General features: G+C 68.2%; 16 protein-coding genes and 1 tRNA gene. 10 read left to right on the top strand and 7 right to left on the bottom strand.

Features of this window, described 5'->3' with window-relative positions:
- The first annotated feature begins 95 nt into the window (after nt 1-95).
- Together IE160_RS08580 and IE160_RS08575 are read left to right on the top strand one after the other, a co-directional pair.
- Complete coding sequence (locus IE160_RS08580) at nt 96-1,517, top strand: NAD(P)/FAD-dependent oxidoreductase (protein WP_191150811.1); 1,422 nt, start codon at nt 96-98, stop codon at nt 1,515-1,517.
- A complete protein-coding gene (locus IE160_RS08575; RefSeq protein WP_191150810.1) occupies nt 1,514-1,861 on the top strand; it encodes a cupin domain-containing protein in 348 nt (115 codons plus the stop codon). The genes IE160_RS08580 and IE160_RS08575 overlap by 4 nt, the downstream gene beginning before the upstream one ends.
- Before the next feature lie 16 nt (nt 1,862-1,877).
- On the opposite strand, the gene IE160_RS08570 is transcribed toward IE160_RS08575, so the two are convergent.
- On the bottom strand, nt 1,878-2,654 hold the full coding sequence (locus IE160_RS08570) for an SDR family oxidoreductase (RefSeq protein ID WP_191150809.1): 777 nt from the start codon (nt 2,652-2,654) through the stop codon (nt 1,878-1,880).
- Between the two features lie 90 nt (nt 2,655-2,744).
- Here IE160_RS08570 and IE160_RS08565 point away from each other — a divergent pair, with 90 nt between their 5' ends.
- From IE160_RS08565 to IE160_RS08555, 3 genes are all read left to right on the top strand, one after another.
- Complete coding sequence (locus IE160_RS08565) at nt 2,745-3,230, top strand: ribose-5-phosphate isomerase (RefSeq protein ID WP_191150808.1); 486 nt, start codon at nt 2,745-2,747, stop codon at nt 3,228-3,230.
- A 7-nt stretch (nt 3,231-3,237) separates the two neighbouring features.
- Nucleotides 3,238-4,239, top strand: coding sequence for an Fpg/Nei family DNA glycosylase (locus IE160_RS08560; RefSeq protein WP_191150807.1), 1,002 nt, complete (start codon nt 3,238-3,240; stop codon nt 4,237-4,239).
- A gap of 108 nt (nt 4,240-4,347) precedes the next feature.
- The gene (locus IE160_RS08555; protein WP_191150806.1) at nt 4,348-5,844 is read left to right on the top strand and encodes an amidohydrolase; all 1,497 of its coding nucleotides are present in this window, start codon (nt 4,348-4,350) and stop codon (nt 5,842-5,844) included.
- A gap of 42 nt (nt 5,845-5,886) precedes the next feature.
- Here the strand turns inward: IE160_RS08555 and IE160_RS08550 are convergent, their stop codons facing one another.
- Both IE160_RS08550 and IE160_RS08545 read right to left on the bottom strand, forming a co-directional pair.
- Nucleotides 5,887-6,372, bottom strand: coding sequence for a Dps family protein (locus IE160_RS08550; RefSeq protein ID WP_179872212.1), 486 nt, complete (start codon nt 6,370-6,372; stop codon nt 5,887-5,889).
- 120 nt (nt 6,373-6,492) lie between these two features.
- Nucleotides 6,493-10,068: an SCO7613 C-terminal domain-containing membrane protein gene (locus tag IE160_RS08545; protein ID WP_191150805.1), complete on the bottom strand. Its 3,576-nt coding sequence runs from the start codon at nt 10,066-10,068 to the stop codon at nt 6,493-6,495.
- Between the two features lie 161 nt (nt 10,069-10,229).
- On the opposite strand from IE160_RS08545, the gene IE160_RS08540 reads away from it, so the two are divergent.
- The 3 genes from IE160_RS08540 (at nt 10,230) to IE160_RS08530 (ending at nt 13,113) form a co-directional block, all read left to right on the top strand.
- Entirely contained in the window at nt 10,230-10,730 is a 501-nt protein-coding gene (locus tag IE160_RS08540) for an RNA polymerase sigma factor (protein ID WP_191150804.1), read from the top strand.
- 64 nt (nt 10,731-10,794) lie between these two features.
- The gene (locus IE160_RS08535) at nt 10,795-12,303 is read left to right on the top strand and encodes a hypothetical protein (RefSeq protein ID WP_191150803.1); all 1,509 of its coding nucleotides are present in this window, start codon (nt 10,795-10,797) and stop codon (nt 12,301-12,303) included.
- 117 nt (nt 12,304-12,420) lie between these two features.
- Entirely contained in the window at nt 12,421-13,113 is a 693-nt protein-coding gene (locus IE160_RS08530) for a hypothetical protein (RefSeq protein ID WP_179872208.1), read from the top strand.
- A gap of 22 nt (nt 13,114-13,135) precedes the next feature.
- On the opposite strand, the gene IE160_RS08525 is transcribed toward IE160_RS08530, so the two are convergent.
- The 4 genes from IE160_RS08525 to IE160_RS08510 all read right to left on the bottom strand — a co-directional run bounded on the left by IE160_RS08525 (nt 13,136) and on the right by IE160_RS08510 (nt 16,855).
- Nucleotides 13,136-13,206: transfer RNA gene (locus IE160_RS08525), tRNA-Gly, on the bottom strand.
- A gap of 674 nt (nt 13,207-13,880) precedes the next feature.
- Nucleotides 13,881-14,711, bottom strand: a complete 831-nt coding sequence (locus tag IE160_RS08520; protein ID WP_191150802.1) for a DUF3037 domain-containing protein — start codon at nt 14,709-14,711, stop codon at nt 13,881-13,883.
- A gap of 8 nt (nt 14,712-14,719) precedes the next feature.
- On the bottom strand, nt 14,720-15,421 hold the full coding sequence (locus IE160_RS08515; RefSeq protein ID WP_191150801.1) for a hypothetical protein: 702 nt from the start codon (nt 15,419-15,421) through the stop codon (nt 14,720-14,722).
- Between the two features lie 22 nt (nt 15,422-15,443).
- Nucleotides 15,444-16,855, bottom strand: a protein-coding gene (locus IE160_RS08510; RefSeq protein ID WP_191151980.1) for an IS3 family transposase whose coding sequence is annotated in 2 segments (ribosomal slippage) — nt 15,444-16,519 and nt 16,519-16,855 — 1,413 coding nt in all. Because the reading frame shifts where the segments join, the coding sequence is not laid out codon by codon here.
- Nucleotides 16,856-19,281: 2,426 nt separating this feature from the next.
- On the opposite strand from IE160_RS08510, the gene IE160_RS08505 reads away from it, so the two are divergent.
- Together IE160_RS08505 and IE160_RS08500 are read left to right on the top strand one after the other, a co-directional pair.
- Nucleotides 19,282-20,693 (top strand): IS3 family transposase gene (locus IE160_RS08505; RefSeq protein WP_191151980.1). Its coding sequence is split into 2 segments (ribosomal slippage): nt 19,282-19,618 and nt 19,618-20,693, totalling 1,413 coding nucleotides; the frame shifts between segments, so codons are not numbered across the junction.
- Nucleotides 20,694-21,073: 380 nt separating this feature from the next.
- Nucleotides 21,074-21,322 (top strand): hypothetical protein, encoded by a 249-nt coding sequence (locus IE160_RS08500; protein ID WP_191150800.1) that lies wholly within the window; start codon nt 21,074-21,076, stop codon nt 21,320-21,322.
- The last annotated feature ends 89 nt before the right edge of the window (nt 21,323-21,411 follow it).

Raw genomic sequence — 21,411 nt, 5'->3', positions numbered from 1 at the left:
CAGGGGCGGCACGGGTGCCAGTCTAGGTCGGCTCCGGTGAGCATCCCGCGCAGCACAGTGTTGTCCAGGTGGATAACGCGTGCGACGATGGAGTCATGGCCACGACCGTGTTCGAGCGCGCCCGCCCCGATGCCCGCCTCATCGCCGATGCCCTCGAGGGCTCGCGACTCTCCCCCTTCTGGCTCGACGACCTGCCCGAGCGACCGGCGCTGCCCGCCCTCACCGGGCGGCTGCACGCCGACCTCGCTGTCGTGGGCGGCGGCTACACGGGGCTCTGGACGGCGCTGCTCGCGAAGGAGCGCGACCCGAGCGCGCGCGTCGTGCTCGTCGAGGGCAAGCGCGTCGGGTGGGCCGCGAGCGGCCGCAACGGCGGTTTCGTCGAAGCGAGCCTCACCCACGGCGAGAAGAACGGCGAAGCGCGATTCCCCACCGAGCTCGACACGCTCGATCGCCTCGGCATGGAGAACCTCGATGCGATCGAGCGCACCGTGCACGATCGCGCGTGGGCCTGCGACTTCGAGCGAGTCGGCTCCTTCGCCGTCGCGACCGAGCCATACCAGGTGGCCGAGCTCGCCGCCGCCCACGACGGCGAGACCGAGCGGTTCTACGACGCGGCCGCGATGCGCGAGCAGGTGCACTCGCCCACGTACGAGGGCGGGCTGTGGTCGACGCGTGACACCGCGCTCGTGCACCCCGGCAAGCTCGCCGACTCCCTGCTGCGAGCGTGCCTCGATGCCGGCGTCGAGGTGTTCGAGCACTCGGCCGTCGGTGGCCTGCGTGCGGAGGCGGACGGGGTCGAGCTGAGCATCCTCGCCGGAGGTGCACTGCGCGCCGATCGTGTCGCCCTCGCGACCAACGCCTTCCCCTCCCTGCTCAAGCGTTACCGCCTGCACACCGTGCCGGTGTACGACTACGTGCTCATGACGGAGCCGCTCACCGACGCGCAGCTCGCCTCGATCGGCTGGGAGGGGCGGCAGGGCATCGCCGACAGCGCCAACCAGTTCCACTACTACCGGCTGAGCGCTGACAACCGCATCCTGTGGGGCGGCTACGACGCCATCTACCACTTCGGCGGGCGCATCAAGCCGGAGTACGACGATCGCCGCGAGAGCTTCGAGACCCTCGCGAGCCACTTCTTCACGACGTTCCCGCAGCTCGAGGGCGTGCGGTTCAGCCACCGCTGGGCGGGCGTCATCGACACCTGCAGCCGGTTCTGCGCCTTCCACGCGACCGCCCACCAGGGGCGCGTCGCCTACTCGGCGGGTTTCACGGGGCTCGGGGTGGCGGCGACCCGGTTCGCGGCGAACGTCATGCTCGACCAGCTCGCCGGCGAGCAGACCGAGCGCACCTCGCTGCGCATGGTGAACGAGCTGCCGCTGCCGTTCCCGCCCGAGCCCGCGACCTACCCGGCGGTGCAGTCGGTGCGCTGGGCGCTCGACCGCGCCGACCACCGTGAGGGCCGCCGCAATCTTTTCCTTCGCACGCTCGACGCAGTAGGGCTAGGGTTCGACTCGTGACCCGACTACCGCTCGACGCCGCGACCGTGCTGCAGGCGCTGTCGATCGAGCTCGAGCACGAGCCGGTCGACGACGATCAGGTCGTCTCGGGCAGCCCGACGACAGGCATCGCGGCGCTCGCCGAGCTCGACGACATCGAGATCGGGGTGTGGGAGATCACTCCGGGCATCGTCACCGATGTCGAGGTCGACGAGGTCTTCGTCGTGCTGAGCGGCCACGCGACCCTGCGCCGTGAGGACGGCAGCGAGTCTGAGCTCGTCGCTGGCACGGTCGGCCGGCTCGAGGATGGCGAGGAGACCGAGTGGGAGGTGCACGAGACGCTGCGCAAGATCTACATCGCGTAGCGCCCCGTGCTCTCCCCTAGAACGTCGAATCCCCCCGGATGACGACGTCGCTGCCACCGTCGACGAAGATGACCTGGCCGCAGAGGTGGGTGTTCTCGACACTCACGAGGTAGGCGAGCAGGTTCGCGACGGCCGCCGGATCGGCGATGCCGTTGAGCGGCATGGGCACCATCTCGAGCAGGCCCTTCGTCGCCTCCTCGGTCGCCGTGAGGTCGGCCGTCATGGGCGTGCGGATGACGCCCGGCGCGACGGCGTTGAGCGGAATGCCCGCCCCCGCCCAGTCGCCGGTCGCCGCGTTCTGGCGAATCCAGCGCACGAGCGCGCGCTTGGTCGAGCCGTAGATGAGCCCACCCTGCTCGGCATCGATGAGCTCTTGCGTGCGGTGCAGCGCGGCCTTCTCGTCGTGCGCGAGGCACGCGTCGACGAGCTCATCGTCGACGGGGAAGAGCGAGGCCATGGATGCCGTGGCCACCGCTCGCGGAGCATCCGAGCCCGTCAGCAGCGGGCGCAGCCCCTCGAGTGTCGCGATCGCGCCGAAGTAGTTCACGGCGACGGTCGCGACGGATTCCGTCGCGAGCCCCGCATTGGCGACGACGGCGTCGATCGTGCCGCCGCTGAGCCGCGTGACCTCGGCCACGAGGGCGTCGCGGCCCTCGTGCGTGGTGAGGTCGGCGGTGACGTCGGCGTCGTGCAGGTCGACCCCGATGATGGTGTGGCCCTGGCCGCGCAGAAGCTCGGCGAGAGCGGCGCCGATGCCGCTGGCAGCGCCGGTGATGACGTAGGTGCGAGTCATGAGGTGACTCCTTTCGTCTCGATGTGCCCCACGGTGCCACCGCTGGCGCCACGAGTCCAGGGCCTTTCGTCCCGGCCTAGAATCGAGGCCATGCGCATCCACGTCGCCACCGATCACGCCGGCCTCGAGCTCAGCGCCACGGTGCGCGCCCACCTGGCGGCGCAGGGCCATGAGGTCGTCGACCACGGCCCGGTCGAGTACGACGCCCTCGACGACTACCCGAGCTTCTGCATCAACGCCGCTCGCGCCGTCGCTCGCGATCAGGCGGCCGGGGTGGAGGCGCTCGGCGTCGTCTTCGGCGGGTCGGGCAATGGTGAGCAGATCGCGGCGAACAAGGTGCAGGGAATCCGGGCCGCGCTCGTGTGGAGCGAGGCGACGGCGAGCCTCGCGCGCGAGCACAACGATGCGAACGTCATCGCGGTGGGTGCGCGTCAGCACGCGGTCGACGAGGTGCTGCGTCTCATCGACGTCTTCGTCGCGACGCCGTTCCCCGGTGAGGAGCGTCACGCGCGCCGCATCGCGCAGCTCGCCGAGTACGAGTCGACGGGCGCCATCGCGGGCCACGAGATCCACTGACGCCGCCGTGCCCGAGGGTCACTCCGTTCATCGCATCGCGCTGCAGTTCGCGCGGCACTTCGTGGGCGAGCGCGTGAGCGCGAGCTCGCCGCAGGGCCGCTTCGTCGAGGGCGCGGCGCTCCTCGACGGCCGCACGATGACGGCCTCGCGCGCGGTCGGCAAGCAGCTGTTCCTCGAGTTCGACGAGGCGTTCTACCTGCGCGTGCACCTCGGCATCTACGGCGCATGGGACTTCGCTGGCGCCCTCGAACAGGACCCGGTGATGCGGGCGGCGCGCGGGCGCATGGGCCAAACCGGTCAGCACGGCGTCGTCGATGACGACGAGGATGCTCCGGGCACGGTCGTCGGCGAGCACGAGGATTCCCTCGCCTCCATCGGGGCGCCGCGCCGCGCGCGCCTGCGCATGGGCGAGGAGTCGAGCACGACAGAGGCCCACGAGTCCTTCCCGGCCGAGCCCGTGGGCCAGGTGCGCGTGCGCCTGCTCACCGATCGTGCTGTGGCCGACCTGCGCGGCCCAACAGCGTGCGAGGTGCTCGATGCCGCCGCCGTGCAGGAGGTCGTCGATCGCTTGGGGCCGGACCCTCTCGTGGACGACCCCGACGAGGGGGAGGAGCGCATGCTCGCGCGCGTGCGCCGTCGGCGCGTGCCGATCGGCCTGCTGCTCATGGATCAGTCGGTCGTGAGCGGCATCGGCAACGTGTACCGCGCCGAGCTTCTGTTCCGGGCCAGGCTCGACCCGCACACGCCGGGGGCGAGCCTGCCGGAGGAGGTCATCCGCGACCTGTGGCGCGACTGGCGGTACCTGCTCGGCGTCGGTGTCGAGACGGGGCAGATGCTCACGATGGACGGTCTCGACGAGGAAGGCCAACGTCGCGCTCGGCGCAACCGTGCCGACCGGCACTGGGTCTACAAGCGGGAGGGCCTGCCGTGCCGCATCTGCGGCACGCACGTCGTGCTCGAGCTCGCCGCGGCCCGCAAGCTCTACTACTGCCCGTCGTGCCAGCAGTGACTCTGGAGCGGGCACTCAGCGATGGCGCGGGCGACCCCACGCGTGCGGGTAGTGTCGTCGCGGAACGCCACGTGACGATCTTCCGAGGCCGGCCAGAGAGGACAGTGCATGATCCGCGCGATTCTTAACGCGCGACCGCTGGGCGGTCACGACCCGATCGACGTGACGATCGTCGACGGCCTCATCGCGAGCATCGCACCCGCGGGCACGGTCGACCCTCGAGGCTTCGCCGAGGGCGAGGCGGTCGACGTCGAGGGGCGCTGGCTGCTGCCGGGGCTGTGGGACGAGCACGTGCACTTCACGCAGTGGGCGCAGCACCTCACGCGGCTCGACCTCTCCGGCGCCGAGACGGCGGCCGAGGCGGTCGCGATCGTGCGCTCGGCGATCGTGCACGGCGAGTTCGAGGACGAGTCGGTCATCATCGGCGGAGGCTTCCGCGACGGGCTCTGGCCGGACGAGCCCACGGCAGAGCTGCTCGACACTGTCGTGCCCGACCGGCCGGTCGTTCTCATCAGCGGCGACGTGCACTGCGCGTGGCTCAACACGCTCGCGCTCGAGCGCTACGGCTTCGAGTCTCCCGACGGCATCCTCCGTGAGGAGGAGGCCTTCGCGGTGACGGCGATGATCGACGCCTCGACGAACGAGGAGCTCGACCGCTGGGTCGCGCAGGCCGCTGCCGACGCGGCGGCGCGCGGCGTCGTCGGCATCGTCGATCTGGAGATGCGCTGGAACCACGCGGACTGGCAGCGGCGCGTCGCCGAGGGGTTCGACACTCTGCGCGTCGAGTTCGGCATCTACCCGGACGACCTGGATCGGGCGATCGAGGCCGGGCTGCGCACGGGCGACAGCGTGGGGGGCACGGTGTCGGTCGGCCCGCTCAAGGTCATCACCGACGGCTCGCTCAACACGCGCACGGCCTACTGCTGCGATCCGTACCCCGAGGAGGCTCCGAACCCGTACGGGCGGCTGCTCGTGCCGCCGTGCGACCTGCAGCCGATGCTCGTGAGGGCTCGCGACGCGGGCCTCGCGGCGACCGTGCACGCGATCGGCGATGCGGCCAATCGACTGGCCCTCGACGCCTTCGCCGCGCTCGGCGGCGGCGGGCGCATCGAGCACGCGCAGCTCGTGCACGAGGCCGACGTGCCGCGGTTCGCGGCGCTCGGGGTCACGGCGAGCGTGCAGCCCGAGCACCTTCTCGACGACCGGGATGTCGCGGCGCACTACTGGCGCGGTCGCACGCAGCGAGCGTTCGCGGTGCGCTCCCTCATCGACGCGGGAGCCCACGTCGTGCTCGGGTCGGATGCTCCCGTGGCGCACCTCGACCCGTGGCGCGCGATCGCGGCCGCGACGACGCGCACGCGCGACCATCGCGAGCCCTTCCACCCCGAGCAGTGCATCAGCGTCGCGGAAGCGATCGGATGCTCGACGCGCACGCGCGTCGAGGTCGGCGAGCCCGCCGACCTCATCGCCGTCGAGTTCGACCCGCTCGAGGCGGACGAAGCTCTGCTGCGCACGATGCCGGTCGCGCTCACGCTGCTCGGCGGGCGCGTGACGTTCAGCATCATCGACACGGTGCGCACACCGGTCGAGCTCGTCGAGCTCTGAACCGCCGAGCCCGGCCGCCGCGCTCGCCCGGAGCGCGGGCGGCTACTCGGCGATGTGCGAGTAGAGGAACCAGCGGTCCTGCTCGAGACCGTTGGTGATCTCGATTGCGATGTCCTGGCTGACCGGGTCGATCTCCTCGAGGCCGTCGATCGCGGCGCGCAGGCTCACGAGCGTCGCGTCGATGCCCGCGATGATGTCGGCGATGAGCACGTCGGTCTTCTGAAAACCGGTGGTGACGCCGGGCACGGTGGTCTTCTGCGCGATCGTCGCGGCGCGCGCGTCGAGCGGCAGGCCGAGGGCGGCGACACGCTCCGCGGCGAGGTCGGTCCACTCGCGCGTGTGCTCGACGAGCGTGTCGAGCAGCTCGTGCACGGGCTGGAAGTTGCTGCCCCGCACGTGCCAGTGGGCCTGCTTGCCCTCGAGGGAGAGCGCGCTGAGGTCGATGACGATGGGGGTGAAGTACTGGGCGACTCCGGAGGTGAGGGCGGGGTCCTTGGCGCCCTTGGGGGCGTCGGCGACGGTGGTCATGGAACTCCTCCTTGTGTAGGTGTCGTGCGTTCTCTCACCGTAGAACAGCTCCATGAGTGCATCCATTCCGCGGTCAGTCGGTGTTCAGGTTCGCGCGAGCGGGACGCAGCGCCGCACGGGTCAGCGCAGGTCGGCGATGCGCCGCGCCACCGTGCGCACGTTCTGCACGCGGCGTTCGTAGCGCGCGGCGAGCAGCACGACGACGATGCCCGCGAGCCCCAGCCAGATCCACCACTCGACCGCGCGGCCGACCTGCTCCAGCAGCGGCCACGACTGCACGAGCAGGTGCGTGAGCAGCACGGCGCCGCCGAGCACGAACGGTGCCTGCAGCCGCCGCTGCAGGGCGAGCACGAACACGAGCGCGGCGACGACGCCGAGGGCGATGGCGCGCCACAGCGGTTCTCCGGCGCCGTCGATCGCGAGCAGGGAGGGCACGAGCAGAACGAGGATGCCCGGCCCGAGCCACGGCCAGCTGCGCGCCCGCTCCTCCCGGCCGAGCTGCAGTGTGCCGATGCCGAGCAGCCCGAGAGCGAGCGGTGCGCTCACGAGCTCGACGGGGTGCACGGCGTCGAGCACGCCCGCGAATCCGGCGACGGCGGCCGCGAGTCCGGCAGCGGTCGCGGCCACCGCGTGCCGCGCGGGCGTCGCCGCGGCGAACCAGGCGAGAAGGGCGAGCGCTGCGAGCACCGTGACCAGCAGGACGATGCGCACCTGCTCGAGCGCGGGCAGCGCGGCACCGCCGGCCGAGCCCACGAGCTCGCCCAGGCGCACCACCTGGGCGGCAGTGAGAAGCGCGACGCTGCCGAGCCCGACGACGACCATGCCGCGGGGGAGCCCGCGGAAGGTCGCGTCGAGTCGGGGGCCGATCGCGAGCGGCAGCACCGCGAGCACGGCGCCGAGGACGCCGACGACGATGAGCCGCCACGGTGCGTCGATGCCGCTCACGGCGGCGAGCGGAAGGAGCGCAAGACCGAGGGCGGCGCTCACGACGATCGCGACGCCCGCCGTGGTGCCGCGACCGGCGCGGGCAATGAGCGCGGCGATGAGCAGCAGGGTGCCGGCGACGGGCAGCACGAAGGCCTCGAGCTGGGTGATCTCGGAGTCGAGCAGCAGCGTCCACAGCGCCGCGGTCGCGAGGGCGACCGCGAGCCAGCCGAGGTGGCGCCGCGGGCTCGATGAGCCCACGAGCCCGTCGGCGCTCGTCGCCGTGAGCACGGTCACGACGGCCGCGACGAGCAGGGCGAGAGCCGCCGAGGCGGGGGCCGTCTCGGTGAGATCGAGCAGCGCGAGCGCGAGCACCGTCGCACCCACGGCGCCGGTGGCGACGTCGGTCGCGAGCCGCAGCCGGGCATCCTCGCTCTGCCGTCCGCTCACCGCGAGGGCGATCGCCGCGACGATGACGAGGGTCGAGAGGGCGAGCGGGAGCGTGAGGTCGGCCAGGCCGCGGTCGTCGGCGAGGGCGATGCCGCCCCGCACGACGACGAGGGGGAGGACGATGCGCGCCGCCCACTGCTCGATGCGGTGGCCGCGCGCGCCGAGCACGGTCAGCGCGCCGAGCAGCGCGGCGGTGGCTGCGATGTACGGCACACCGGCATCGGGCTCGACCACGAGCGCGAGCAGAGCGCCCGCGAGGGCGACTCCCCCCGCGGCGAGGCGCTCGACCGGTTCGAGGCGCCCGAGTGCGATGGCCAGCAGCAGCACCGTCGCGAGCAGCAGGGCGACGGTCGGCACGCCCCAGTCGAGACCGACGCGCGTCAGCTCCGACTCGACCGCGTCGGCGACGCCCACGACGAGGGCGGCCGCAATACCGAGGCCGAGCCCGCGCGCCCACCGGTGCGGGCTCGTGGTGCGCGCGAGCAGTATCGCCAGGAGCGCGATCGTGAGCCCGAGCATCCAGCCGCGCTGCACCGCCCAGCCGATGGCGAAGGCGCCGAACGCGGAACCGATGATGAGGGGGGCGAGCGCGGCGACGAGGGCACCGCGGTCGTCTCCCCGCGCCACGGGCAGGCCCACCCTCAGGGCGATGACGCCGCCCACCGACAGCACTGCGAGCAGCAGCATGACGAGCCACCAGGGGCCCGCGAGCGGCACGGCGAGCACGATGATGACGGCGAGAGCGGGGCCGAGCGCTCGAGCGCGCGACCGCAGGCGGCCCACGCTCGTCCAGCTCGCCGCGAGGAGCGCCGCACTGAGGGCGAGCGCACCGAGAGCGGCGAGCACGGCGGGCTCGGGCGTCGCAACGGCTCCCCTGACCGAGCCCGGCAGCACGCGGATGCCCGCAGTCGCCGCCTCCGCGAACGCCGACGCCGCCACGAGGCCCGCGAGGGCCGCCGCGACGACGGCCGCGGCTGTCGCCGCGATCGTGCCGCTCGCGAATCCCGTGCGCCAGACGCCGGGAGCACTCGACCGGCGCCACAGCTGCTCGCCGACGAGGGCGATCACGACGGCGGCGAGCAGGGGCATGCTCACGGTCGCGCGATCCTGGTCGACGCGCAGCGTCGTCACGAGCACGCCGATGAGCGCCGCGAGGGCGCTGCCGCTGCCGAGAGCGACGGCCGTGAGGGTGTCGAGCGCGCTGCGGCGGTCGCCGGCCTCGCGTGCGAGCGAGGCCAGGTGCGCGACGGCGAGGCCGCCGAGTGCGAGGCCGCCGAGCAGGGGCGCGAAGCGTTCCGTGGAGAGCAGGTCGAGGAGGCCGACGAGGGCGACGGTGGCGGCGAGCGCGCCGACGGAGCGGGCGACGATGTGCGCCGCCCGACGCGTCGCGGGGCGGTTGCGAGAGGCGACACCGCCCGAGAGCCCCGAGGTGCCGACGGCGGCGAGAGCGCCCAGGAAGACGGCGAGCGACCCCCCGGCGCTGCTGGAGAGCGGAGCGCTCAGCTGAGCCACGAGCTCGGCGGTCGCGAGACCCGCGCCGACGGGCAGCAGCGCCGCGGCCGCGACGGCGGGGCTCGCCAAGCGCCCCCAGCGCGACCAGCCGGCGGCGACGACCCCCACGATGAGCAGGGCGACACCCCAGTAGCCGCGTTCCGGCAGGGAGCCGAGCCCCGCCGGGTCGTTGAGTCGCAGTGCCCACGCGTCGAGCACGAGCACGATCGTGCCGAGAGCGGCGATGCCCTCCGCGGTCGCGGTGAGTCCCCGCCGCGAGAGCACGGCGGCGGCGGCGAGCGTCGCGAGGGTGCCGGCGCCGATGATGAGCAGGCGCACGGACTCGCCGTACGTCACGAAGGCGTAGACGAGGCCGAAGACGGCGAACACCGCGAGCAGCGAGATGCCCACGACGACGAGGGCGATCTGGATGCTCGAGCGGCGCTTCCCGGTGGGCTCGGGCGTCGTGGCCGCGGGCGGGGGGATGCTCGGTGCCGGTGCCGGTGCCGGTGCCGGTGCCGGTGCTGTCGCAGTGGCGGGAGCCGCGATGGGCCGCGCTGATGCGCGCTCGGCCGTCTCGCGCCGGATGCGCCCGACGAGGTCGGCGCGAGCATCCAGATCATCGGCGATGCGCGTCGAGAGCGCAGCGAGCTCGGCCGTCGCCGGGAGGGTGAGGTCGAGGCCGCACGTGCCGCACGTTGTGCTGCGCAGCAGCGCGAAGCACGCGGGGCACGTCGTCGTCGATCGCAGGTCGGCGGGCGTGCGGGGAAACCGCATCGTGCCGGCCCAGAACCTGTCGGGGCGCGCGCCGCCGACACCGGAGTCGCTCATACGCTCACCGTACTGGCCGCACGTCCCGCATCAGCAGACCCCCTCCACAGAGTGCCGCACGCGTCGAGGCGTCAGCCCATGCCTCCGGGTGTGCCGCAGACGATCGACACGCGAGAAACGTTGGGTCGCGCGCGGCGGCGCGGGGTCGTCAGAATGGCGGCATGACGGTCAGCCGTGCGCAGTTTGCCGCGCTCTACGAGCAGCACTTGCCCGCCGTGAGCGGATACCTGCGGCGTCGTGTCGCGCGTGACGACGTCGACGATCTCGCTGCCGACGTCTTCGCGGTGGCGTGGCGCAAGCGCGATGCGGTCGCACCGGGGGAGGAGCTGCCGTGGCTGTACCGCATCGCCGGCTACCTGGTCGCGAACCACCGCCGCAGGCTCGCCGCACGAGCCTCGGTGCTCGGCTGGTTCGCCGTGCCCGACTCCGCGCCAGCCGCCGATGCCGCCCTCGACGGGGATCCGGCGCTCGCCGCGGCGTGGGCCTCGCTGAGCGCGACGGAGCGCGAGGTCCTCGCCCTCGTCGTGCTCGACGACCTCGCGGTCGCGGAGGCGGCGGTCGCGCTCGGCGTGTCGCCGAACGCCGTGAGCGTGCGGCTGCACCGCGCGAAGAAGTCGCTCGCGGCGGCGCTGGGCGCATCCCGCGATTCTGACGTCGCCTGACTCGGCCTCTGCCCGAATCGGCCGAGTCGCGAAAGATCGGCGGGCCTCGCGACATAAACCGGGTATGAACGATTCTTCTGACAACCTGTCGCAACGGCTGCGTCGCTCCTTCGCGAGCGAGAACAGCACCGACGTGTCGCCTGACCTGTCTCCCGAGGTGGTGCACGGCGCGGCCGACCGCCGCGCCCCCCGCCTCGTCAACCACGGCCGCGTCACGCGCGCCGCAAGCCTCTCCGTCTCTGCCGTCGCCGCCGTCGCGGTCGGCGCCCTCGTCGTCGCGAATCCGTTCGCGCCGCAGCCGCTCTTCACGGCTGCAGGCACGGGCACCGCGAGTGCGCTCTCGGCCGCGTCGGAGTCGGCCGACGCCGATCTGCGCATCGCGCAGTGGATCGACTACGAGTACCTGCCGGGCGACGGGCTCTCCACGAGCGGTGGGCGCGGTTCGGTGTACGCCCTGCAGCGCACGGGCAGCCCCGAGAGCGTGCTCGGCGAGGTTTCGGCGCGCTACGGCGTCGAGGGAACCGCGGAGCGCACCGAGTACTTCGACGAGCAGTACCCGAGCTACGTGGTCGGGCCGGAGGACGGCTCGGCGCCATCGGTGACGATCTCGTGGGTGGGCACCGCCAACTGGTGGTTCAGCAACCCGGACGGCTACCCGCAGGTGATTCGTGACGACGAGACCGAGTTCGTCGAGCCGCGTCTCGAAGACTCGCTCGCACCAGGCGAGCAGGAGGCGCGCTCTCTCGCGCAGGAGGCCTTCGCGGCGACGGGTCTCGAGGTCGCACCCGGCGACATCACCGTCACGGTCGACCCCTACCAGACGATGGCGAGCGCCTACCTGACGGTCGACGGCGTCGCGACCGCCCTCGACTGGGGTGTCGCGTGGTCGGCGCAGACCGGTGAGCTCGTGTGGGCGTACGGTCACGCGATCGAGGTCGTCGAGCGCGGCACGTTCGACACGGTGTCTGCGGTCGCGGCGGTCGACCGCTTGAGCGACTGGCGCTGGTTCGGCGCAGCCGGCCCCGACTACCAGGGCGGGTACAGCATCCTGGCCGCCGAATCGGGCGTGGCGCGCGACGCGATTATCGGCGATCCGGATGCTCCCGTCTCGTCGCCCGAGGGCTCCGAGCCGGGCGAACCAGGAGTGGTCGAGCCGGTGCCGGCCGAGCCGACCGAGCCGGGCGAGGGCGAGCCGATCCCGGTGGAGCCGGACGGCGGTGCGGGCGGCGGCGCAGGTGCTCCCGACGAGGAGCCCGCGCCCGAGCCGAGCGACCCCGGCGAGGGCGAGCCGACCCCGACGGATCCGATCCCGACAGAGCCGGAGCCCCTGCCGGAGCCGCTGCCTGAGCCTGAGACGGTCACCGTGACGGTCGAGAACGCGGAGGCGACACTGCTGCTGCTGTGGGATGCCGAGGGCAACGCCTGGCTCGTACCGGGCTACGCGATGCAGCAGCCGGAGGGCTGGTGGAACGCGGTCGTATCCCTCGTGGAGGGCGTCATCGCCCTGCCCGAGCCGATCGACCCGGGCACGATCGAGCCCGGCGTCGTCGAGCCCGCGCCCGCCGAGGATTAGTCGCCTTCGCCGCGGTGACTCGTGGCGCTCCGTCGCAGCAGGGCCGTGCATCCCGTGTGCGGCCTTGCTAGCGTGTCGGGTTCAGGTGCGCGATGACGATGACTGAGGTGACGTTCGATGACGACGCGACGCATTCGGCGAGGCCGCGCGACCACGGCAGCAGCTCTCCTGAGCGGGGTGCTGATCGCCTCCCTCGCCGGGTGCTTCCCCGTCGGCCCGGGGGTCGGCGGCGACGGCACCGACGGCGAGCCGCTCGTGCCGCCCGGCGATGCAAACGGCGATACCGATGACTCGGAGTCTGGCCCCGACTGGCTCGACGAGTCTGACCCCCAGGCGCGCGCCGAAGGCTGCCTCGTGGGCACGTGGACGCTCGACAACGACGCGTGGGGCGCCGAGGTCATGTCGCTGCCGGAGTTCGCAGGCGGCACGGCGACGTTCTCGGGCGAGATGGTGCTCGACTGGTCCGCCGGCGGCGCCTACGAGATGCGCGCTGACGAGCACACCATGGATGCCCGCGTGGTCGGCAATGGTGCAGACGCCGACGTGCAGGTCGTGTTCGACGGCGTCGAGGGCGGCACGTGGACCGCGTCGGGCGGCACGCTCTTCGCGATGGATCCCTCCCGCGAGGACTTCACGACGACCGTCAGCGCGGAGATCGACGGCCAGGCGGTGCAGGTCGAGGCGCGCGAGATCGCGACGGATGCCTGGAGCGGCAGCCTCGAGGTCGACTGCCAGGTCGACACCCTCGCGACGACGACGACCGAGGAGTCCGACAGCCAGGTGCTGACGGCGGTGTGGACCCGCGGTTGAGACGAGTCTCCAGGGCTGGTAATGGAGGGGATGACGAGAATCGAACTCGCACCATCAGTTTGGAAGACTGAATCCTCACCAAACCGACGCCCCGCAAATGGCCCGAATAAGCCCGCTATTTCTTGAAATCGCTGTGCTGCCGATGCTGAAACCATATCCTGCCTGGGTCACGCCAGGTCACGTTCGTTTGCGAACTGAGTGCCACTCGGTACTAGGTGTTACGAACGTCGGTTACGAGAAGTTCCCGGCGGAAAATCTCGTCAGGTGCAGAGCGTGATGCAGTGTCACGGCGGGTAACAGCCCCTGCCACACTCAAGGAATGGTCTAGCCGCTCGGTGATGTTCACGCGGGGTTTGTCTAGCGCTTAAGTGGCAACCCCTCGCAAACGGCAAACCGATCGTGCTCAACGCTCTCGACGGGATGTCGTTTAATTCCAACTCCTGAGTGGGGCACTTGAGTTCCTTGGCTTTCGTTCACGTAGCGCGATGCGAATTGCTTGATCTGCGTGATCCTGGGATCGGCTCAGAGAGCGGGCTGCTGGTTGGCTCTTGAATCCTCCGCCATTGCGTACCTTGTGCAGGAATGCGATCCGCATCGAGAGGACAGCACGTCGGGAGATTTGCAAACCCGCGGCACCCGTTCCGCGATTGCGGGCGACTGGGGACTATCGGGTTTGATTGATTCCGTGGCAATCATCCGTTCAGTAGGGCCCACTTCGCCGACTGTGCGGACGCGCTAAGTAGAGACAGGATTCCCCTTCGGAACCTTCATCCGAGTCCCGTACCGCCGTAGGCGAATCGCTCCTCGAACTGAGAGACCGTGAGCACGTCAACCCGCTCGCGCTCCCAGGCTTCGAGAGTGGCTTCGAAGATCTCCGTCCTACGACGTGAGTCGTGCAGAGGTGGGTCGATGATCGCAGTTACGACCGAGTTCGAAGGTAGTTCTAGCGCGCGATCCTTTGTTCGGAGGACTGCGCCATCGTCTCGGAGTCGTGTGATTCCGTAGTTCCAGGCCTGAATCCCGCGCTCGAGATCATCGAGTCCGGCGACGTCAAAAGCCCATACATTGCGGATCACAGGCAAGGCCTCGTTGACCTGCACGAAATCGAAGTCGCCGTGCATTTGGCCGAGACGCACCTCGGGTCGTTCGAAGTAGTGCTCGCCTTCCATCAGCGTGTAACTGAGCAACGACCGTACTTCGGACCGGAGTTGACGACGAGTTGTCCTGTGTGTGCGACGCGCGAACTTGTGCTGCACAATCTGCCGGTAGAGAGTCGCGGCCGCGTCGCGCGCGTTATCGCTAACCACAGGTAGAGGCGGGCCCACCTGAACACTGTTCGCCTGGCGTTGACGAATTCCTTCTACCCATCCCCGAGTGAACTCGTGATCAGGCATGAGTGCTTCGCCTTGGCGAACCTGGTCGTTGAACCACTCTGCCCACTCAAGGACGTCGCGAGGGGTCTTCTTGTGAAGGTATTGCCAGTCGAAAGCGGCGGCCCAATCTCCATTGCTCGAGCCACACACCACGCCAACGTTGTGAAACTCACCGCGCGCGACGTCGGGCACGTAGCGGATCACCCAGTAGGTGATTGCATGCATGCTTGACATCACGGGAATCTGCTCCGTTCCGCTACATCGCGGAGACGTTCCGCGACCCCGGGCGCTCGTTCGAGCAGGATACTCGCCACCGCTGTCAACTCGTCTTCACTGGCGCCCCAGGCAGGCGGTACGTCTAACGCAATCGCCTCTAATTGGGAGAACGTGAGCGCCTCAACGGCGGAGGCAGCAGTCCGAAGTGCCTCGCTCGAAGCCATTTCGATGCTTGGTGCGACCCAGGGCCTTAAGCCAACTCGACGCATCGATTCCAGATTCCAGTCGACCTCGCCAGCAAACCAGAAGCCGTGGTCGTAGGACCAAACGGCCGCGTCGGCCTCAAATTCAGCAAGCCACTGTGGATCGTTGCCCAAGCAGAGATCCCACAGTGCGGCAAGAAAAGCAATTCGCTGACGGTTGCCGTCGCGACCAGAAATACCGGCCCAATCGTCAACGACCTTGCTTTGCCCGACATCCAGCGAGCCGTGTGCGTACCCGGGCCGGAGGCGAAATCCCGGGGCGTAGACATGATCAAGGCCGGCTGGTATCTCGATGATTGCGATGGGTCGCACCGGAGCGCCCATTGCGAGACCGATGCGTGTGACGATTCGTTCCGGAACGAGCGACCGGGCTCCCTGCGGGTTGTTCTGAGCCTTTACCCAGTAGCGCTCGCCGTCTGACGCCAAACCAAGGAATGCGGCTGCGGAATTTGTCAAGGTGAATGAGGCCAGCGGGTCTTTAGGCGGCTAGTTTCGGTGCGGGTTCCTCTCCGGCTTCTTGTTCGGTTGGCTTGTTGATCCAGGTCGTGCCGGGCAGGGCGAGGATTTTCGGGTCAAGGTTGCTGCTGAAGCGTTCTGGGTTCTGCGCGCGAGCGAGGGCGAGGGTCGCTGACCGTTCGGCGGCTTTGGCTGCGGCGAGGCCGTAGTGGACGTCGGCGGGGGTGTTCAGCCCGATGCCGATGTGCCGGTGAGTGTGGTTGTAGCCCTCGACGAACTCGGCCATGAAGGCCCGGGCTTGACCGACGGATTCGAAGCGTTCGGGGAACACGGGCGCGAATTTGAGGGTCTTGAACCAGCTCTCGCTGTAAGGGTTGTCGTTACTCACCCGGGGTCTCGAGTGCGACTTCGTGACCTCCAGATCCGACAACAACGCCGCGACGGTCTTCGAGGTCATAGAGGTTCCCCGGTCGGCGTGGACGACCTGTGGGGTGCCGTGGATCTTGAACGTCTCTGTCATCATCTCGACCGCGAGGATCGCCGATTCGGAGGTGTGGACGTAGGCGCCGACGACATAGCGGGAGAAAATGTCGATCATGACGTAGCAGTCGTAATACTTGCCCTTGATCGGGCCCGGCAGTTTCGTGATGTCCCACGAATACACCTGACCGGGCGCGGTCGCGACCAGCTCGGGGACCGCCCGGGCCGGGTGCCTAGCCAACCGGCGGCGCTCCTTCACCTGCGCGTTCTCGGTCAGAACCCGGTAAATCGTGGAGATCGAGCCGAGATAGATGCCCTCATCGAGAAGCTGAGCGAAAATCTGGATCGGTGGCAGGTCCACGAACCTGGGCGAGTTCACCACCGACAGGATTCGGGCACGCTCGAGAACGGAGAGCTTATTCGCCGGCGTGACGCGCACCCGAGGCAGAGCCACAGGCGGTGATTTGCGGGTCGCAGTCGCCCGCGACACCCCGGTCAGCCGTGCTGCGGTCCGGGTCGAGGTGCCCGACCCGGTCAACTCGACGTAGGCGGTCATCAGGAGCTCGTGTGCGGGGGTTCGTCCCGCGAGCTCTTGGACAAATTCTCCAAGAGCTCGTGCGCTTTTCCCATGATGGTCAGAGCAACTTCCGTCGTCGCGAGACGCTGTTCAGCTTGGTCGAGTTGGCGCCGTAACCGGGCGATCTCGGCCTGCTCCGCGGTCAGCCGGCCGATCTTCTCACCGGGCTTCTTCCCGGCCAGGACTCCGGCGTCGCGGAGCTTGCGCCACTCGGTGACCTGCGACGAGTAGATACCCTGCTCACGCAGATACGCCCCTCCCTGGTTGCGGAGGATCGCGTCCTCGTAGGCCGCGAGGTGGTCAAGTTTTTGCGCCGGGGTGAACGAACGCCGCGACGCCGGACCCCCAGCTCGGGGCCCGGGACTTTCGTTGGTCATGAGGCTATCGTCGCGCACGGCGATCAAAGACGGACTGGACATGATGGTTGAATTCCTGGTTCTCCGCCCTACGTCAAACAGCGGACTTGCTCCGAGCGACTGGCCTCACCCAACCCTGACACGTAGGGCTGCTCCGGAGTTTGTGCCGCCGAGGACAGCGATCAACGTCACTGTCTCGCTGACCTCTGTCATGCCCTCACGATACTGGGGACAGGCGCTCAACCGTCAGCAACATGCGACACTTCTTCAACACGGCAGTGCCCTCGAACGCAGGCGCCAGGAGGATCCATGGCCCGAGACCTTGAATTCGAAACTCGGCGGCGCTGCGCAAAAGCGGGACGGAAAAATTGGATTTGACTCCACGCTCGACTTAGGACTCCCGGATACAGCCGATCGCTGCTGTGATCGAAAAGTTGCGGTCTTCACGAGCCGGTGAGAAGCACTCTTCACCCCAGGACCTCAGCAAATGTAGTGTGGGGGCACTTCGTTTTGCAGATCGCGAGGCGAGCCTGAACCGGCACCTGCTAGATGCCAGCCGGAAGGCCCCGCGAACCTATCGGAACCAGATCTGCCGAAAGTGCCCACGCGGCCCCTCCACGACAAAACGAGGGCTGTGTGCGAGGTGCGGTCATGACTCGCGAAATCAATGGATCCGGCCCGGACGGCTCACCAGTCAACTCCGGAGCCGTTCATCATAAAGACGCCACAAGAGTGCCTGATACACCCACGCTTCAGCACCAGCACTGGTCAGTGGGAGCCTATCTTCGGGATCACTCCCTAGTTCGGCGAATCAGAGAATGTGGACGACCATTCAAATGCCGGCAACGACTTTGCTCCCACTGTTCAGGCGTTGAGGCTCAGCCCGATCGCGACGACTGGTTCAATGTGGCGACGCAGCACGAGTCGGTGCTCGTTCTGACTTTCAGCATTGAGCATTTCGATCGAATCGAAGACGCGTGGGAAGGCCTGGAGCGCGTCCGGCGCCGGTGGTTACGGATCATGAAACTATCCACGCGATGCGTGGCCTGGCATCGCGAAACGGAACTCACGATCGGCGACCGCTACCACCTTCATGACCACCTCTTGGTCTTTGGCTATGACGGCCTGTTGGCCCGGGACGCTCTGAACGCCTGGATCAGCGCGGCTGCCAGGGAAGGCCTTCGAGCATCTCAACGGGGTCAACACGCAAAGGTGTGGCAGTCCCCGCGGGCGGCAGTCGACTATGTCGTCAAGCCGAAACTTGGCAAGGGCTTCAGCAGTATCAACGCACGGACCCGGAACCTACGGACGTTAGTTTTGGGAGCAGCCCGAGGGGTCGTGGACGACGCAGACCGATTTTCGGAGATTGAAAACTTCTTCGTAGTGAACAAGTACCGACGATGGAGAGCCTCCTACCGCGCCAAAGCGACGCCGACGGTACCGCGGAAGAGGCCCCCAGATCCAGTAATTTTGGATCTGCTCGACTTAGTCGCCTGGGGTTGGTCGAAGTCAGAGCAGGCAAAGTTTTTGAATTGTTCGACGGCGACGATCGCCCGCAGACGTCGTGAGTTGCCTGCCTGGCGAGACCAACGACCAGGCAAGAGAATCGAGTATTCGCGCGAGAACGTCAGGGTCGGCGCACCAGAACGAGAGCCGCAAATTCCTGGCGGTTGGTCGCACGCCGGGTCACTCAGTGATTGGCCTCGAGTAGGGATCTCGTGATCGAGATTGCCAATGGTAGAGACATGCGACGCCGTCACTTCCAACGTTCTCGGGCCCTGCCTCCGAACGAGCGCGAGAAAAGCGACAACAGCCGCTCGGACGCGCGCGCGCTCTTCGCTGTAGTTGCCACTCCACGACTTGCCGCCAAGAAAAAAGCGATCTGATGTCGGCCGCTAAGCCACAGCGCATCAGCGCTACTCTCGCGCTGATGGCCTTGGGTGAGCAGGTCGAGGAGACTCGCGCGGCGAAGGCTCGGTATGAGCACGCCATGACCGCTCGAAACCAGATGATTCGCGAGGCAAGACGAGCACGAGTTCCCTCCCGCTCGCTGGAGAGAGTCACGGGCCTGAGCCGAGATCGGATAGCGCGCATCGCTGCCCAACCTTCTTGACGAGCCGATAGGAGTGCCCGTGACTGGCGGCGCGGAGGTTCGTCGAGTCTGTTTTTCACCTTCCTCGCGTATGGCTTCGTTACAGGTGGCCCGGCTGCGCCGGTGATCCGGCTCTTGAGCAGATGTCGCATGTCGGCGGTAACCTCAAAGAGGAGGCCACGATGGCAGTTCGCTACTTCACTCGCCACGGCAAGTTGTTTCGCATGCCCTACGTGTCAGGGTTGGGTGAGGCCAGTCGCTCGGAGCAAGTCCGCTGTTTGACGTAGGGCGGAGAACCAGGAATTCAACCATCATGTCCAGTCCGTCTTTGATCGCCGTGCGCGACGATAGCCTCATGACCAACGAAAGTCCCGGGCCCCGAGCTGGGGGTCCGGCGTCGCGGCGTTCGTTCACCCCGGCGCAAAAACTTGACCACCTCGCGGCCTACGAGGACGCGATCCTCCGCAACCAGGGAGGGGCGTATCTGCGTGAGCAGGGTATCTACTCGTCGCAGGTCACCGAGTGGCGCAAGCTCCGCGACGCCGGAGTCCTGGCCGGGAAGAAGCCCGGTGAGAAGATCGGCCGGCTGACCGCGGAGCAGGCCGAGATCGCCCGGTTACGGCGCCAACTCGACCAAGCTGAACAGCGTCTCGCGACGACGGAAGTTGCTCTGACCATCATGGGAAAAGCGCACGAGCTCTTGGAGAATTTGTCCAAGAGCTCGCGGGACGAACCCCCGCACACGAGCTCCTGATGACCGCCTACGTCGAGTTGACCGGGTCGGGCACCTCGACCCGGACCGCAGCACGGCTGACCGGGGTGTCGCGGGCGACTGCGACCCGCAAATCACCGCCTGTGGCTCTGCCTCGGGTGCGCGTCACGCCGGCGAATAAGCTCTCCGTTCTCGAGCGTGCCCGAATCCTGTCGGTGGTGAACTCGCCCAGGTTCGTGGACCTGCCACCGATCCAGATTTTCGCTCAGCTTCTCGATGAGGGCATCTATCTCGGCTCGATCTCCACGATTTACCGGGTTCTGACCGAGAACGCGCAGGTGAAGGAGCGCCGCCGGTTGGCTAGGCACCCGGCCCGGGCGGTCCCCGAGCTGGTCGCGACCGCGCCCGGTCAGGTGTATTCGTGGGACATCACGAAACTGCCGGGCCCGATCAAGGGCAAGTATTACGACTGCTACGTCATGATCGACATTTTCTCCCGCTATGTCGTCGGCGCCTACGTCCACACCTCCGAATCGGCGATCCTCGCGGTCGAGATGATGACAGAGACGTTCAAGATCCACGGCACCCCACAGGTCGTCCACGCCGACCGGGGAACCTCTATGACCTCGAAGACCGTCGCGGCGTTGTTGTCGGATCTGGAGGTCACGAAGTCGCACTCGAGACCCCGGGTGAGTAACGACAACCCTTACAGCGAGAGCTGGTTCAAGACCCTCAAATTCGCGCCCGTGTTCCCCGAACGCTTCGAATCCGTCGGTCAAGCCCGGGCCTTCATGGCCGAGTTCGTCGAGGGCTACAACCACACTCACCGGCACATCGGCATCGGGCTGAACACCCCCGCCGACGTCCACTACGGCCTCGCCGCAGCCAAAGCCGCCGAACGGTCAGCGACCCTCGCCCTCGCTCGCGCGCAGAACCCAGAACGCTTCAGCAGCAACCTTGACCCGAAAATCCTCGCCCTGCCCGGCACGACCTGGATCAACAAGCCAACCGAACAAGAAGCCGGAGAGGAACCCGCACCGAAACTAGCCGCCTAAAGACCCGCTGGCCTCATTCACCTTGACAAATTCCGATGGACGGCAACGCCGAGGAGCGCTTCGAGAGCGACTCCCGCACGTGGGTCAACGTTCGTCCCGCGATCAGGGACTGGTTGTTTCATCTCGACACTGAGACCGACGAGGTCGATGAGTCTGTTGCCAGATCAGTGGTCCCTGCGGCCTTCACTCCGGCTGGCACCGGGCATCAAGGGGACTAGGCCCGAAGCGGCTCGAGATTGATCTCCAGGGCTACACCGAGACGAGGTCGACCCCGTCCGGTCGCTGCGATCTCGTACTGAATTCATGAATCCCAACTAGGCGTCGGCGGCAATCAGCCATATCGGCGCACGACCTCGAACCTCTGATCGGAGAGTGACCTGATGATCCCACCGCCGGACCCGGGCAAGCCGTTCATCATTGGCAAGACTGAACTCGACTACTTCCTCGGCATGGCTGCGGAGGAGGGAATGATCCAAACGGACCTCGCAATCAACGACGCCATATACGCGGTTCTCGACCGTGTCGCCGAGAGGCGCAGGCTGACGCCTGACGACCTTGCAGAGGCACATCGGGAGAGGAAGGCGATGCTGGCCAGCGAACGCGCCAGAATCGCGCAGGAGGGCTACTAGGCCCGCTTCTGGGCTTTGAGTCGCCGGCGGCGAGCGCCTCGGCAGCATGCGGGCTCGAACGGAGACGAAGCAAAACACCCCATTTACCC

It is taken from the genome of Chryseoglobus sp. 28M-23 (assembly GCF_014789785.1).
Taxonomy (GTDB): Bacteria; Actinomycetota; Actinomycetes; order Actinomycetales; family Microbacteriaceae; genus Microcella; species Microcella indica.
This window is presented reverse-complemented; position numbering and strand designations above follow the sequence as displayed.

Coding starts and splice junctions, on each gene's coding strand:
- IE160_RS08580 (WP_191150811.1), top strand. CDS start 96: ATGGCCACGACCGTGTTCGAGCGCGCCCGCCCCGATGCCCGCCTCATC.
- IE160_RS08570 (WP_191150809.1), bottom strand. CDS start 2,654: ATGACTCGCACCTACGTCATCACCGGCGCTGCCAGCGGCATCGGCGCC.
- IE160_RS08565 (WP_191150808.1), top strand. CDS start 2,745: ATGCGCATCCACGTCGCCACCGATCACGCCGGCCTCGAGCTCAGCGCC.
- IE160_RS08555 (WP_191150806.1), top strand. CDS start 4,348: ATGATCCGCGCGATTCTTAACGCGCGACCGCTGGGCGGTCACGACCCG.
- IE160_RS08550 (WP_179872212.1), bottom strand. CDS start 6,372: ATGACCACCGTCGCCGACGCCCCCAAGGGCGCCAAGGACCCCGCCCTC.
- IE160_RS08545 (WP_191150805.1), bottom strand. CDS start 10,068: ATGAGCGACTCCGGTGTCGGCGGCGCGCGCCCCGACAGGTTCTGGGCC.
- IE160_RS08540 (WP_191150804.1), top strand. CDS start 10,230: ATGACGGTCAGCCGTGCGCAGTTTGCCGCGCTCTACGAGCAGCACTTG.
- IE160_RS08535 (WP_191150803.1), top strand. CDS start 10,795: ATGAACGATTCTTCTGACAACCTGTCGCAACGGCTGCGTCGCTCCTTC.
- IE160_RS08530 (WP_179872208.1), top strand. CDS start 12,421: ATGACGACGCGACGCATTCGGCGAGGCCGCGCGACCACGGCAGCAGCT.
- IE160_RS08520 (WP_191150802.1), bottom strand. CDS start 14,711: ATGCATGCAATCACCTACTGGGTGATCCGCTACGTGCCCGACGTCGCG.
- IE160_RS08500 (WP_191150800.1), top strand. CDS start 21,074: ATGATCCCACCGCCGGACCCGGGCAAGCCGTTCATCATTGGCAAGACT.